Annotated in this window: 15 protein-coding genes; 7 read left to right on the forward strand and 8 right to left on the reverse strand. The window is 35.6% G+C overall.

All coding sequences use genetic code 11. The features are described from left to right. The first annotated feature begins 85 nt into the window (after positions 1–85). From HCN53_RS10685 to HCN53_RS10695, 3 genes are read left to right on the forward strand one after another with little or no spacing between them, the layout of a single operon-like run. Complete coding sequence (locus HCN53_RS10685; RefSeq protein WP_167342936.1) at positions 86–562, forward strand: GNAT family N-acetyltransferase; 477 nt, start codon at positions 86–88, stop codon at positions 560–562. Next, complete coding sequence (locus HCN53_RS10690) at positions 562–1,845, forward strand: aspartate kinase (protein ID WP_167342937.1); 1,284 nt, start codon at positions 562–564, stop codon at positions 1,843–1,845. The genes HCN53_RS10685 and HCN53_RS10690 overlap by 1 nt, the downstream gene beginning before the upstream one ends. 60 nt (positions 1,846–1,905) lie before the next feature. Next, positions 1,906–3,735, forward strand: a complete 1,830-nt coding sequence (locus HCN53_RS10695) for a GNAT family N-acyltransferase (protein ID WP_167342938.1) — start codon at positions 1,906–1,908, stop codon at positions 3,733–3,735. Between the two features lie 52 nt (positions 3,736–3,787). On the opposite strand, the gene HCN53_RS10700 is transcribed toward HCN53_RS10695, so the two are convergent. The 3 genes from HCN53_RS10700 to HCN53_RS10710 are packed head-to-tail and all read right to left on the reverse strand — an operon-like array spanning position 3,788 to position 5,566. Next, entirely contained in the window at positions 3,788–4,204 is a 417-nt protein-coding gene (locus HCN53_RS10700; RefSeq protein ID WP_042276214.1) for a TM2 domain-containing protein, read from the reverse strand. A gap of 35 nt (positions 4,205–4,239) precedes the next feature. Continuing rightward, complete coding sequence (locus HCN53_RS10705; RefSeq protein ID WP_308736853.1) at positions 4,240–4,635, reverse strand: VOC family protein; 396 nt, start codon at positions 4,633–4,635, stop codon at positions 4,240–4,242. Beyond that, on the reverse strand, positions 4,628–5,566 hold the full coding sequence (locus tag HCN53_RS10710) for a 2-hydroxyacid dehydrogenase (protein WP_167342939.1): 939 nt from the start codon (positions 5,564–5,566) through the stop codon (positions 4,628–4,630). Before HCN53_RS10710 ends, HCN53_RS10705 begins: the two co-directional genes overlap by 8 nt. Before the next feature lie 101 nt (positions 5,567–5,667). On the opposite strand from HCN53_RS10710, the gene HCN53_RS10715 reads away from it, so the two are divergent. After that, positions 5,668–6,363 carry a zinc metallopeptidase gene (locus HCN53_RS10715; RefSeq protein ID WP_042276208.1) on the forward strand — a complete coding sequence of 232 codons (696 nt, stop codon included), beginning with the start codon at positions 5,668–5,670 and terminating at the stop codon, positions 6,361–6,363. 65 nt (positions 6,364–6,428) lie between these two features. On the opposite strand, the gene tyrS is transcribed toward HCN53_RS10715, so the two are convergent. Further along, complete coding sequence (tyrS, locus tag HCN53_RS10720) at positions 6,429–7,727, reverse strand: tyrosine--tRNA ligase (protein WP_167342940.1); 1,299 nt, start codon at positions 7,725–7,727, stop codon at positions 6,429–6,431. An 84-nt stretch (positions 7,728–7,811) separates the two neighbouring features. Between tyrS and HCN53_RS10725 the strand changes: the two genes are divergently transcribed. Continuing rightward, complete coding sequence (locus HCN53_RS10725) at positions 7,812–8,810, forward strand: NAD-dependent epimerase/dehydratase family protein (RefSeq protein ID WP_167342941.1); 999 nt, start codon at positions 7,812–7,814, stop codon at positions 8,808–8,810. Here HCN53_RS10725 and HCN53_RS10730 read toward each other — a convergent pair. From HCN53_RS10730 to HCN53_RS10740, 3 genes are read right to left on the reverse strand one after another with little or no spacing between them, the layout of a single operon-like run. Next, complete coding sequence (locus tag HCN53_RS10730) at positions 8,807–9,232, reverse strand: DUF4296 domain-containing protein (RefSeq protein WP_105018185.1); 426 nt, start codon at positions 9,230–9,232, stop codon at positions 8,807–8,809. The genes HCN53_RS10725 and HCN53_RS10730 overlap by 4 nt on opposite strands. Beyond that, positions 9,229–10,569 carry a dihydroorotase gene (locus HCN53_RS10735; protein WP_167342942.1) on the reverse strand — a complete coding sequence of 447 codons (1,341 nt, stop codon included), beginning with the start codon at positions 10,567–10,569 and terminating at the stop codon, positions 9,229–9,231. The genes HCN53_RS10730 and HCN53_RS10735 overlap by 4 nt, the downstream gene beginning before the upstream one ends. Continuing rightward, positions 10,566–11,297 carry a polyprenol monophosphomannose synthase gene (locus HCN53_RS10740; RefSeq protein WP_042276199.1) on the reverse strand — a complete coding sequence of 244 codons (732 nt, stop codon included), beginning with the start codon at positions 11,295–11,297 and terminating at the stop codon, positions 10,566–10,568. The genes HCN53_RS10735 and HCN53_RS10740 overlap by 4 nt, the downstream gene beginning before the upstream one ends. Positions 11,298–11,378: 81 nt before the next feature. On the opposite strand from HCN53_RS10740, the gene HCN53_RS10745 reads away from it, so the two are divergent. After that, the gene (locus tag HCN53_RS10745; protein WP_167342943.1) at positions 11,379–12,011 is read left to right on the forward strand and encodes a DUF4271 domain-containing protein; all 633 of its coding nucleotides are present in this window, start codon (positions 11,379–11,381) and stop codon (positions 12,009–12,011) included. 12 nt (positions 12,012–12,023) lie between these two features. Beyond that, positions 12,024–12,767 (forward strand): uroporphyrinogen-III synthase, encoded by a 744-nt coding sequence (locus tag HCN53_RS10750; RefSeq protein WP_042277252.1) that lies wholly within the window; start codon positions 12,024–12,026, stop codon positions 12,765–12,767. 82 nt (positions 12,768–12,849) lie between these two features. Here HCN53_RS10750 and pckA read toward each other — a convergent pair whose 3' ends face one another. Further along, positions 12,850–14,445, reverse strand: a complete 1,596-nt coding sequence (gene pckA, locus HCN53_RS10755; protein ID WP_410505428.1) for a phosphoenolpyruvate carboxykinase (ATP) — start codon at positions 14,443–14,445, stop codon at positions 12,850–12,852. Positions 14,446–14,499: the final 54 nt, after the last annotated feature.

The following is a 14,499-nucleotide window of genomic DNA, read 5'->3' on the forward strand; positions in this document are numbered from 1 at the left end:
CTTAATAAATGCAGGTAACTACAACGATGTAGTGCTAACTTTTTTGAATTATACTCTACTAGACTTTAATTTAGCAAAAAAAACCATGATAAACATTCGACAGGCCACCCAACAAGATTTTTCTAGAGTTCTTGAATTAATTAATGAATTAGCCCTTTTTGAAAAGGAGCCCGATGCAGTTGAAATTTCAATAAAAGATTTAATTCAAAACGGGACAGGAAATAATCCTCTTTTTACTTGCTTTGTAGGTGAATATAAAGGTAATATTGAAGGAATGGCATTGTGCTATCCCAGATTTTCGACATGGAAAGGTGTTACAATTCATCTAGAAGATTTAATTGTTACTCAAAAAATGAGAGGAGTTGGTTTAGGAAAAGCCTTATATAACGAAGTTCTTAAACACGCGTTAAAAAAGGGTGCAAGGCGAGTAGAATGGGTAGTGCTGGATTGGAATACACACGCTATTGATTTTTACAAGAATACTGGAGCAACCGTATTTGACGAGTGGCGAGTTGTTCAAATGGATCACGGTTCTTTAACGGCTTATATTGACAAACAGTAATGAGGATATTCAAATTTGGTGGAGCATCGGTTAAAGATGCAAATGGTGTAAGAAATGTAGTTAACGTATTGCGTATTACTGGATTTCGTGATTTAGGAGTGGTAGTTTCAGCAATGGGTAAAACAACAAACGCTCTTGAAGAAATACTTGCACGATATCAAAAAAATGATAATTCTTATCTAAAATTGATTGATAAACTCTACGAGCAACATAATGAAGTTATTGTAGAGTTAGAAGAGGTTACAGATTTCATAAATGAGGATGAGGTATTACGCTTTCGCGAAAGCGGAATAAAAAATATACTTAAAGGAATTATTGAAGCTTTAAAGGGCGAGTTGTTACGTAATAAAACAAAAAACTACAGTTTTTTATACGATCAAGTCGTAAGTCATGGAGAACTTATTTCAACTAAAATTGTTGCAGCTTTTTTAAACGCCTGTAGCATTCCTGTGCAATGGGTGGATGCAAGAGAATTAATTAAAACTGATACTAAGTACCGGGATGCTGGAGTGCAATGGCAGGAAACAGAAAATGCTATTAAAAATATAAGTAGCTCCTCGTTCCTTACTCAAGGATTTATAGGAAGCGATGACAATGGTTTTACAACCACGCTAGGTAGAGAAGGAAGCGATTATACAGCTGCTATCCTTGCGTATTGTCTGGATGCCGAAAGTGTCACTATATGGAAAGATGTTCCTGGTGTTCTAAACGCAGATCCTAGAGTGTTTCATGACACTGTTTTGCTAGAAAAAATCCCATACAATGAGGCAATTGAATTAGCATTTTATGGAGCGAGTGTCATCCATCCTAAAACTTTACAGCCTTTACAAAGAAAGAGTATACCACTACATGTGAAGTCCTTTTTAAATCCTAAAGAAAACGGGTCAACGATTACTCACTCAAATACCTTATTACCTGAAATTCCTTGCTATATCGTTCGTAAGAATTTGATCTTTTTAAGAGTTTCTTCTAGAGATTTTAGCTTTATAGGTGAAGGAAATATTTCGGAAATATTTCACGAGTTGAGCGAGGCTAAAATGCAGGTAGGTTTATTACAAAATTCGGCAATAAGTTTTTCAATTTGTGTTGAAGATAAATATAGTCTAATTAATGTTCTATTGTCTAGATTACAAGAACGTTACGACGTAAGTGTGGTAAAGAATGTTGCTTTATATACGATTAGACATTATAATGGTGAAAAAGTAGCTAGTATTGAAAATGAGCAGCAGGTATTACTAAAACAACGCACACAAGAAACCTTGCAGGTTGTCGTTAAACAATAGTGACTTAACATTTATAGTATATTTGTGAGTCAATCTATTAATTGACCAGGACTTTATTTTATGGGACTTGTAACTGCCAAAGAGGTCGCAAAAGCGATAAATATTGATAAATACGGTGCATTAGGTACTTTAGGCGGTTGGTCGTTGATGAAAATCTTGAGACTTTCTGCTTTAAATAGAAAGTATGATAAATTTAAACATCTGCAAGGTTCAGAATTTTTGAATGCCTTACTGGATGATTTACAAATTTCCTTTGAGATTCCAGAAGAGGATTTAAGACGTATACCAAAAACAGGACCGTTTATAACTATTTCCAATCATCCCTTGGGTGGAATTGACGGTATATTATTACTAAAATTACTTCTAGATAGAAGACCCGATTTTAAAATTGTTGCAAATTTTTTATTACATCGTATAGAGCCGTTAAAGCCCTATGTAATGCCTGTAAACCCTTTTGAAAGTCATAAGGATGCAAAAAGCAGCACAGCAGGTTTTATGCAAGCCATCAGGCATTTAAAAGCAGATCAACCTCTAGGGATTTTTCCTGCTGGTGAGGTTTCAACTTATAGAGATGGTAAATTGGTGGTAGATAAAGAATGGGAAGAGGCGGCAATGAAACTCATACATCGTGCTCAAGTACCTGTTATTCCAATCTATTTTCATGCAAAGAATAGCAGGTTATTCTACAGACTTGCAAAGATTTCAGACACATTGCGTACAGCAAAACTTCCTAGTGAATTATTAACTCAGAAAAAGAGAGTTATTAAAGTGCGAGTAGGAAACGCAATCCACGTAAAACATCAGCAAGAGTATACCGATCTAGGAGAATTTACTGATTTTCTTAGAAAAAAGACGTACATGCTTTCTAGGGCATACGATGAATCAGGTAAAAAGTTTACTGATTTACCTAAAAGCATAAAACTTCCCAAAGCTCCTGAGCGTATCGTAGGTCACGTTAAGCCTGAAGATATGGAAAAGGAAATTGAATACCTAAGAGAGAACGACAAGAGGTTATTGATCTCTAAAAACTATGAGGTATTTCTAGCTGAAAGTAAATCTATTCCAAAGATTTTACATGAGATTGGTAGGCTGCGTGAAATTACTTTTAGAAAAATAGGTGAAGGAACGAATAAATCTATTGATTTAGACAAATACGATTCCTATTATCATCAAATGTTTCTCTGGGACAAGGACGCAAAATGTATCGCTGGTGCTTATCGTATGGGAATGGGGCAACAGATTTACAAGAAATATGGTATTGAAGGTTTTTACCTAAATGAACTCTTCAGGTTTGACAATGAGCTACATAAAATGATGAGCGAGAGTATAGAGATGGGACGAGCATTCATAACATCGGACTATCAGCAAAAGCCTATGCCACTATTTCTGTTATGGAAAGGAATTGTGCATTGTACACTACGTTTCCCGTCGCACAAGTACCTAATTGGCGGAGTGAGTATTAGCAATAAATTCTCAAATTTTTCAAAATCATTAATGATTGAATTTATGAGAAGTAATTATTACGATCCTTATATCGCACAATATATAAAGCCTAAAAAAGAATTTAAAGTTAAGCTGGCCGATGCTGATAAGGATTTCATTTTTGACGAATCTCAGGCTGATTTAAATAAATTTGATAAGCTTATTGATGAGCTAGAGCCTAATGAATTAAGGTTGCCAGTACTCATTAAAAAATATGTAAAGCAAAATGCTAAGGTCGTAGCTTTTAATGTAGATCCTTTATTTAATGACGCTATTGATGGTCTTATGTATATCCGAATTGCTGATTTGCCAGAAAGCACAGTTAAACCTGTGATGGAGGAATTTCAAGCAGAAATGGAGTCTAAATATTTTAAAAACGGAGATTCAAAATCTACCTATTCTGAATAAAAAAAACCGCCATCTTTAAAATGGCGGTTTTTTATTGAAATGATTCTATTTGTTAGAACCAAGGTTTTCTGCCTGCTTGATAAGTGTTGTAGAACTCTTCATCTGACTTGGTCAGGTAAATAATACCTTCTATTAAACCTACTGCATAAGTAGCCATAACTATGAATATACCAAAAAACAGACAGGTCGTAATCCATCCTATCACGGTAAGTCCAGCAAGAATGAACCCTTCTTTTTGATAACCTAGAATAAACTTGTGTACCCCAAAACTCCCTAAGAAAATTCCTAGAAGTCCTGCAAGTAATTTTTTATTATCTCCATTGTTTACTGTGTCATTTAAGCCACGTTGAAAGTCCCGTGCACTTTCTTTTGCAGCATCAGCGGCTTCATTAAATGTTTCTTTTGTGCTGTCATAGGCATCCGATGCAGATTCTTTTGCCTTGTCAAAGGGGTTGTTTTCCTCGCTCATAATTATTGGTTATAAAGGTTGTTAATGTTACAATATTACTGTTTTTCAAATAATTCTTCTTGCTTAGGTTCCCACAATTCAACTTTCCTACCATCACAATCTATGATCCAAGCAAATTTACCATAATCAAATTCCTGCATATCTCCTTCTTGTTGAATGCCAGAATTTTGTAAGTCTGCTAATAATTCTATAAGATTATCAACACGATAATTAATCATGAATTTTTGCTCTTTTGGGTAGTAAGTAGTATCTGCAGGAAAAGGACTCCACTGTTGACTAGCTTTGGGTTCTCTTTTTACTTCTTCTGACATAAAAAAAGTGCATCCATATTGATCAGTATTTAATCCCAAGTGTTTTTGATACCATTGTTTTGTTCTTTCAGGATCGTTACAAACAAAAAATATTCCTCCTAATCCGGTTACTTTAGCCATGATTCTTAATTATTTTATCGGCAATAACTTCTGCCAATTTATACTTTGATTCAATCGTCCATCCAGCCACGTGAGGACTCAATATCACATTTTTCATACTTATAAGCTCTTTAAACTCTTGTGGCATGGTATCATTTTCAAATAACGATGTAAAACTACTCTTTTCAAATTCTAGTACGTCTAATCCAGCTCCTAATATCTTTTTATTCCTCAAGGCCGTGACTAAATCCTTAGTGACAACCGCCTTTCCTCTTGCAGTGTTAATTAGATAGAACGCTTTCGCGAAAGCGTTAATAAAATCTTCATTCACCATTCCTATCGTTAGATCAGTTTGTGGTGTGTGCAATGAGAGAACATCTGCCTGTTGCTGTAATTCCTCAAGGGTTACCTGGCTGGCATTTTCATCTTGTAAACCTGACTTTAAATCATGAAAAATCACCTTGCAGTCAAACCCTTTAAGTTTTTTTGCAAATGCTTTACCCATATTTCCGTAACCTATTAATCCAATGGTTTTTCCATCTATCTCGATGCCGCGATTTTCTTCTCTTTGCCAAAGGCCGTTGCGCACCTCATGATCTGCTGTATGTAGTTTATTAAAAAGGGCTAGTAACATTCCTAGTGAGTGCTCGCCTACTGCATTGCGGTTACCTTCAGGTGCGTTATAGCATACTATTCCCAACTTGCTTGCGGTTTCAAGATCTATGTTTTCTAATCCAGCACCTATTCTTCCTATAAACTTAAGATTTTTGGCCTTTTTTAGAAAGGTTTGATCAATAGGGAATCTACTACGTACGATTAATCCATCGTACTGTTCAACTGTTTTTTCAACTTCTTCTTTTGAAGAGTTAAAATCGCATTCATTTTGAAATCCAAAATCAGACAGTTTCTGAATCAAAATAGGGTGGTTCTCGTCTAGATGTAAAACCTTCATAGGGTAAATTATAGGGTAAAAATAATCATTTCATAATGGTGCGGTATTTGTAATTAAGAATAAAAAACTACTTTTATTTAATAATTTAAAACATAAAAAGAATGGGTTTAATGGGGTACTACATTATCGGAGGATTGGTAATGCTGGTAAGTATGTATGTAAGTAATAAATTGAAATCTAAATTCAAGCACTATTCAAAAATTCATTTACGTAATGGAATGTCTGGGGCAGAAATAGCTCAAAAAATGCTAGACGATAATGGCATAACGGATGTAAAAATAATTTCTGTAAAAGGTCAATTAACAGATCACTACAATCCGGCTAATAAAACGGTTAATTTGAGTGATGTGGTGTACTCTCAACGTAACGCAGCAGCAGCTGCTGTTGCGGCTCATGAGGTAGGTCATGCGATACAACATGCTACAGCTTACTCATGGTTAGGAATGAGGTCAAAACTAGTGCCTGTAGTAAGCATCGCATCACGATTTTCACAATGGGTTATTATCGGTGGGATCACACTAGCCGCGACTACTCAATTTGGAAATACGCTACTATTAATAGGTATTCTAATGTATGCTACAGGAACTTTATTTTCTTTTATCACCTTGCCAGTTGAGTATGATGCTAGTAATCGTGCTCTAGCTTGGTTAGAAGGGAACAATATGCTTACTAGAGAAGAACATGAAGGCGCCAAGGATGCCTTAAAATGGGCAGCACGTACCTATCTGGTTGCTGCTGTAGGTTCACTCGCCACACTTTTATACTTCTTGTCTATATATTTAGGAAGAAGAGATTAAAAATTCTAAAATTGAAAAAGCCTCTGATATTTCAGAGGCTTTTTTTGATTAGGTTAAAGAAGTTTTTATTTTAAAATAACTAGAAACTTATTACGCTTACCTCGCTGTAAAAGCATTAAGTCACCAGCAATAATATCGTCTTCATTTATAGCTCTTTCCTCGGTTATCTTATTTTTATTTATGGATAAACTATTTTCTTTAAGAGCTCTTCTTACTTCACTATTAGATTTTAGGAATCCAGTAGTCTCTGCAAAGAATTGAACTAGGTCTATCCCATTTTCAACCACTTTGCGATCTACTTCTACTTGTGGAACACCTTCAAAAATCTCGAGTAAAGTAGCTTTGTCAAATTTGTTCCATTGCTCTGGTGTCACCGTTTTACTAAATAGAATTTGTGAAGCTTCTACAGCTGTTTCATAAGCTTCTTTACCATGGACCATAATGGTTACTTCTTCAGCTAGGCGTTTTTGAAGAGATCTTCGGCCTGCATCCTGCTTGTGTTCTTCGATTAATTGTTCACATGTTTCCTTGTCTAGAAAAGTGAAAATTTTAATCCAGTTTTCAGCATCGGCATCCGTAGCATTAAACCAGAATTGGTAAAATTGATAAACACTTGTTTTGTCTGCATCTAACCATATATTTCCCGATTCTGTTTTACCGAATTTCGTACCATCAGCCTTAGTAACTAAAGGAGTAGTAAGTGCATAAGCTTTTCCACCAGTCTTACGTCGTATTAACTCTGTACCGGTGGTGATATTTCCCCATTGGTCACTACCACCTATTTGCAGTTTACAACCCATTGTTTCATAGAGATGTAAGAAATCATATCCCTGAAACAGCTGGTAGGTAAATTCTGTAAAGCTCATGCCATCCACTTCACCCGTAAAGCGTTTTTTCACGCTATCCTTGGCCATCATGTAGTTTACAGTAATGTGTTTACCAATATCTCTAGCAAAATCGATCAGGCTAAATTCTTTCATCCAGTCGTAATTATTCACTAGAACAGCCCGAGTACTTTCATCACCAGATTCAAAATCAACAAATCTAGATATTACGTTTTTGACGCCTTTTATATTTTTATCTAGAATCTCTTGGGTAAGTAAGTTACGCTCACTGCTTTTACCACTTGGATCACCTATCATACCAGTGGCTCCACCTACAAGTGCAACCGGTCTGTGACCAGATCGTTGTAGGTGCATAAGTAAAATGATTTGTACTAGACTTCCTATGTGAAGAGAATCTGCAGTAGGGTCAAAGCCTATATAACCAGTAACAGTTTCCTTGTTAAGTAGTTCTTCAGTATCGGGCATGATATCATGTATCATCCCTCTCCATCTCAATTCATTTACAAAATCGTAGGACATAAGCTTGTGTTTTGACCTGCAAATATATGGGGTTTTGGCAGTTTTGTAGCACTGTGATCGTGATGTATTCATTACTTTTACAACATGATTCTTATCACAGGAGCAACTGGATTATTAGGAGGACATTTGTTATATCGCTTTCGCGAAAGCGCAACACAAATAATCGCCATTTTTAGAACAGAGAGTAGCAAGGATAAAGTACGCCGCATTTTTGAATCGTACGACAAAGAAAGTGGACATCTTATTGAAAATTTTAATTGGGTAAAGGCTGATATTTTGGACGTGCCTAGTTTGAACCTTGTCTTTAACAATGTGAAACAAGTATATCACTGTGCAGCGGCTATTGAAGCAAATAATTTTGAAGAACTTGAAAAGATAAATGTCACTGGAACTGCTAATGTTATTAATACAGCATTGCACCACAAAGTAGAAAAATTTTGTCACGTAAGTAGTATAGCCGCTTTAGGAGATGCTCCAGCAGGAAAACCAACTAGCGAAGAAGACTTCTTTAATTTGGACGGAATTAATAGTGATTATGGCATTACAAAATATGGTGCCGAAATGGAGGCCTGGCGTGCTACTCAAGAAGGTATGAAGGTTATAATTGTCAATCCTGGAGTTATTCTAGGCGAAGGTGATTTTAATTCAGGATCGGGTAAGTTAATATCTAGAACAGCTGGCGGGAATAAATTTTATACTACGGGTAGTAGTGGTTTTATAGATGTACGTGATGTTGTGCATTACATGGTTAATCTCATGGAAAGTGATGTGGAAAATGAGCGTTTTATCCTAGTGTCTAACAATCTTAATTACAAAACTGTTCTTGATCAAATAGCAGGTCATTTAAAGGTAAAAAAGCCTAATATCAAATTAAGCGCATGGTTTTTACAGTTTCTATCTATACTATCTCAGCCTATAGGCTGGTTAGGAGGTTCAAGTTTAACTAGTGCCACAGTTAAGAGTCTCATTAGTGAAACGTATTATAGTAACGATAAAATAAAAGCTGTCTTACCGAATTATGAGACCAAGCATTTTGATCAAACCCTACAAAGGGTTACAACTTTTTATAAGAATCTAAATTAATTTTCTTCTTTTAAATTATTGATACTATCCCTTTCTAATAGTGTGTTTAAGGGTGTTTTTAATTCACCTAATTTATTTTCACGTTGTTGACGTGCTGCAATGCTATCCTTGATGGTGTTTAATTTTGATTGAGTGAGCTCAATCATTTCCATATATTCATCAGGTCTTTGGTTGTAGTATTCCAAATTCTCTTTAAATACAAGACTGTCGATTTGATGTTTCTTATAAATATAGGCTGTAGGAAGAGTGCCCGTTTTCATAAAATTATCACGATTTGTTCCTATTGCACCTTCAATCAAATACAAGTCGGCAAAAACATCAGACATCTTCTCAATATCAAGAAAGGATTCTGGACGTTCCACTTTATTGATATTAACACAACCTACAATTGTGATAAAGAGTATGAAAATTATTTTTTTCATCGATTGAAACTTAATTCTTGGGCATTTCTTTCTGCACTTACTTTAAAGTTGTGATAGGCTATGTGACCATTAACGATAGTATGTGAAATTCTACTTTTAAAGGTAACACCTTCAAAAGGAGACCATCCACAGCTCGCAAGAATGTTATCTTTGGTAACAGTCCATGGGTTATTGGTGTCTACAATAACTAGATCTGCTTTATATCCTTTTCTTATATAGCCACGTTTTTCGATGTCAAATAATCTCGCTGGATTGTGACACATTTTTTCAACCACTTTCTCAATAGAGATTTTTCCTTCATGTACAAATTGTAACATGGCTGGTAAAGCGTGTTGGACTAAAGGACCACCACTAGGGCAGTTTGTATAAGTGTTTGATTTTTCTTCAATAGTATGTGGCGCATGGTCTGTAGCTATTACGTCAATCCTATCATCCAATAGGGCTTCCCATAACTGATCTCTATCACTTTTTGTTTTTACCGCAGGATTCCATTTTATAAACGCTCCTTTTTCTTTGTAATCCTCGTCACTAAACCACAAGTGATGTATACAAACCTCGGCAGTGATTTGTTTTTGCTCTATAGGTAATTTATTATCAAAAAGCTCGGTTTCCTTACCGGTTGACAAATGAAAAACGTGAATTCTCCCACCAGTTTGTTTAGCAAGCTCAACGGCCTTTGAGCTACTTTTATAACAGGCTTCTGCACTGCGTATTTTTGGATGTTCGGTTATTGGAATTTCTTCACCATATGTATTTAGAGCCTCTTGTAAGTTTGCTTTTATGGTGTCTTCATCTTCACAGTGTAGCGATATTCTAAGCTTTACTTTAGAAAAAATTTCTTTAAGAACTTCCTCGTCATTCACCAGCATATTCCCTGTTGATGATCCTAAGAACAATTTAATACCAGGTACTCTATTAATGTCCACTTTGAGTATTTCATCAAGGTTGTTATTAGTACCACCAAACATGAAACCATAATTAGCATGACTAGTTGCTGCTGCAATAGCCATTTTATTTTCCCACTCTGGAATAGTGGTGGTTTGTGGTTTTGTATTAGGTTGTTCCATAAAGGTGGTTATACCACCAGCTACAGCAGCAGCACTTTCTGAAGCGATGTTACCTTTATGAGTAAGACCTGGTTCTCTAAAATGTACTTGATCATCAATTACACCTGGTAGAACATATTTTCCTTCGGCATCAATAATAATGGTGTTAGGATCTTTAGCACTTATTGATTCATCGATTTCAAGAATAGTATCACCTTCAATGAATATGTCTCCTTCAAAAACGGTTCCTTCATTGACAATTTTAGCATTCTTAATTAAAGTCTTTTTCATATTTCTAATTTCCCTAGTACACTCTTTATTTTCATAGCTATTACACCAATAATAGCCTCGCTTATTATTCCCTTCGACATTTTAGATTCACCTTTTGAGCGGTCAGTGAAAATGACTGGTATTTCAACAATTTTTGCTTTCAATAAGTAGGCTTTGAACTTAAGTTCAATTTGGAAAGCATAGCCCACAAATTTAATCTTATCTAAATTAATTTTCCTTAATAAACTTGATTTATAACATTTGAATCCTGCTGTCGTGTCATGGATATCCATACCAGTTATGAATCTCACATATTTTGATGCAAAATAAGATAGTAATATGCGACTCATAGGCCAGTTAACCACGTTGACACCTTTGACATAACGGCTACCAATGGCAAGGTCTGCGCCATGTGTAGCACATGCTTCATAAAGAATAGGAAGATCAGCTGGATTATGACTAAAATCAGCATCCATTTCAAATATAAAGTCATATTCTCTTTTTAAAGCCCATTTAAACCCATGGATATAGGCCGTTCCCAGACCAGCTTTATTTTTTCTAATTTCTAAATGCAGTCTATTGTCAAAGTTTTTCTGGATCTGTTTTACTTCATTTGCAGTGCCGTCTGGTGAATTATCGTCTACTACTAATAAATGAATGTCATCATTTAAAAGTAATACTGCATTACAAATGGATGAGATATTTTCAATCTCATTATAAGTAGGTATTATGACTAATGTCTTTTTCATATAGCAGGCGCAAAAATACTCAAATATTCTACCCTATTTTAAACGACTAGTTGAATAGCTTATTTTTGTGTTCACTTGCTTATGAGTCCACTCGCACAAAATTTTGATTGGTTTTTTATAGTACTTACTACATTACTCGTTTTTGTGGTGATTGCGCGTTACATGTCTAGTATTCAAATTACCGATTACTTATCTGTTTTTATAAATGACAAAATAATAAAAGTAACCTTGGACGAGCCTAAAACTTACAGGTGGATTCATGCAGCCTTAATCATTTGTTATTTTGTTGCTCTTACAACCATAGCCCAACTGGTTTGGGGTGATAATCACCTTATAAGTAAGGAATGGGTAATGAAACTGCTTTTAATCATCTTGTTTTATAGTTTTCAATACTTTGTGTCAAAAATTTGTGCCGTACTAATAAAGACAGAGGATGTTGTTTATTTAGGCTGGCACTATAGGTGGTTTATGAGAAACGGGTTTGCTATTGTTGCCATTTTATTTGCTATTGTAGCAGCGTTTAAAAGTTTGCAGCATGATACCCTTGTTATAGCGGGAATTACAGCTGTATTCATGGAAATACTTATCAGTATTTTAATTATAGTTAAGTTAAAGAAGGTGCTTTTAAACAATTGGTTTTATTTTATTTTGTACCTTTGCGCCCTTGAAATCGCACCCTACTTACTTTTGTATAAGTATGTTAAGGGTGGATAATTGAAATTGCATATGGACAACAAAGTGAAAACAATTCTGGTTTCACAGCCACAACCAAAGGCTGAAACCTCACCTTATCAAAATCTTGTAGATCGTACTAAGGTGAAGATTGATTTTCGCTCTTTCATTCACGTGGAAGGCGCGAGTGCTAAGGAGGTAAGAGAACAAAAAATTGATCTTTCTAAGTTTAGTGCTATCATCCTTACTAGTAGAAATGCCGTTGATCATTTTTTCCGCGTTGCTGAAGAAATGCGTTTTAAAATTCCAGACTCTCTAAAGTATTTTTGTCAGTCAGAGGCTGTAGCTTATTACTTGCAAAAATATGTAGTCTATAGAAAGCGTAAAATTTATGTAGGTAAAAGGACTTTTGCAGAGCTTACTCCTCTTATCAAAAAGCATAAAAACGAATCTTTTTTAGTTCCTAGTTCTGATAAATTAAAGGATGATGTACCTAGAGAGCTTGATTCGCTAGGAGTGAATTGGAAGAGTGCTGTTTTCTTTAGAACAGTAATTAGTGATCTTTCTGACCTTGCAGATGTAAAATACGACGTTCTAGTATTTTTTAGTCCAAGTGGTATAGAGAGTTTGTTCAAGAATTTCCCTGACTTTGTACAGGATAAAACTCGTATTGCTGTTTTTGGTAACACTACGATGAAAGCAGCGCAAGAAAAAGGTCTTCGAATAGATATTCAGGCACCTACTCCAGAATCGCCTTCTATGTCAATGGCGATCGAGAATTATATTAAAGGAAAATAAAAGGTAGAGTTTTCGCTTTCGCGAAAGCGAAACTTAATAAAAACAAAAAAGGCTTCTCATTGAGAAGCCTTTTTTAATTGTGTTATTCACTAATTACTGGTGGACCACCAGCAAGGATTTCTTCACTAGCATAACTTTCAAATTTTTTGAAGTTATTCATAAAGTAATCTCTTAATTTATGTGCGGTCTTATAATAACCTTCATCATTGTTCCATGATTTTCTCGGGCTTAAAACTTCGTCAGGCACGTTAGGGCATGTTCTAGGTTGCGCCACGCCAAACATAGAGTGTATGTGATAATTGTCTTTATTTGCCTCTTCTAAACTTCCGTCAAGGGCTGCGGTAATCATCGCTCTTGTATATTTAAGCTTCATTCTGTGGCCAACTCCATAAGGACCACCAGTCCATCCAGTGTTCACTAGCCAAACGTTGGTACCAGTTTCCTTCATTTTGGCGCTCAACATTTCAGCATACTTAGTTGGATGTAAAGGCATAAAAGGAGCTCCAAAACAAGCTGAGAAACTAGGTTGTGGTTCATTTACTCCAGCTTCAGTACCAGCTACCTTTGCAGTATATCCACTAATAAAGTGGTATGCAGCTTGTCCTGGCGTAAGTTTTGAAATTGGAGGTAACACACCAAAAGCATCTGCTGTAAGGAAGAATATATTTTTAGGATTCTTTCCTTTTGATGGTTGCTTGATGTTTTCAATATGATAAATAGGGTAGCTTACTCTGGTGTTTTGAGTAATACTAGTATCTGCAAAATTAACGGTGCCATCCTCATTGAAAATCACATTTTCTAAAATAGCTCCTGGTTTAATCGCGTTATAGATCTCAGGTTCACCCTTTGGGTCTAGGTTTATGACTTTGGCATAACAACCACCTTCAAAGTTAAAAACTTCATTGTTTGAGGTCCAACCGTGCTCATCGTCACCGATAAGCGCTCTATTAGGATCGGTCGATAAAGTAGTTTTTCCTGTTCCACTTAAACCAAAGAATATTGCTGTATTTCCATCCTTACCTACATTGGCACTACAGTGCATAGGTAATGTGTTTTTGTCTACCGGAAGAATGAAGTTTAAGGCACTGAAGATACCTTTCTTGATTTCACCTGTATATCCTGTTCCTCCAATCAAAGCAATTTTTCTTGAAAAATTCAAAATTGCAAAATTGTGTTGTCTGGTATGATCAACCTCAGGATTAGCCATAAATCCTGGAGCGTTAATTACCGTCCATTCTGGATCAAAGTTGTCTAATTCGCTTTCATCAGGTCTTAAAAACATATTGTGAGCAAACATGTTAGACCATGGATATTCATTAATCACTCGTAGATTAAGTCTATAGTCATCATGTGCACAAGCATAAGCATCTCTCACAAAAAGCTCTTTTCCATTTAGGTATGCTGTAACTTTTTCTAATAACGCATCAAAATGATCTGGTTCAAAAGGAATGTTGATGTCACCCCACCAAATTTTGTCAGATGTTACATCGTCTTTAACGATAAAACGATCCTTTGGGGATCGTCCTGTAAATTCACCTGTGTTTACGGCTAGGGTACCGTTTTTAGTTTCCTTACCATTGAAACGCTCTACGGAGATTTCTTGCAGATCTTTTGGTGCAAGTTGGTAATGTAATTGAGAATCTGTGATTCCCCATTTTTCTAGTGAGATAGTTCTCATAGCTAGTGTATTTGAACCCATGTTGTGTGGTTTGGGAGTTAAAATTTGATGCAA

Origin of the sequence: Nonlabens sp. SY33080 (genome assembly GCF_011784885.1) — a bacterium.
Classification (GTDB): Bacteria; Bacteroidota; Bacteroidia; order Flavobacteriales; family Flavobacteriaceae; genus Nonlabens; species Nonlabens tegetincola.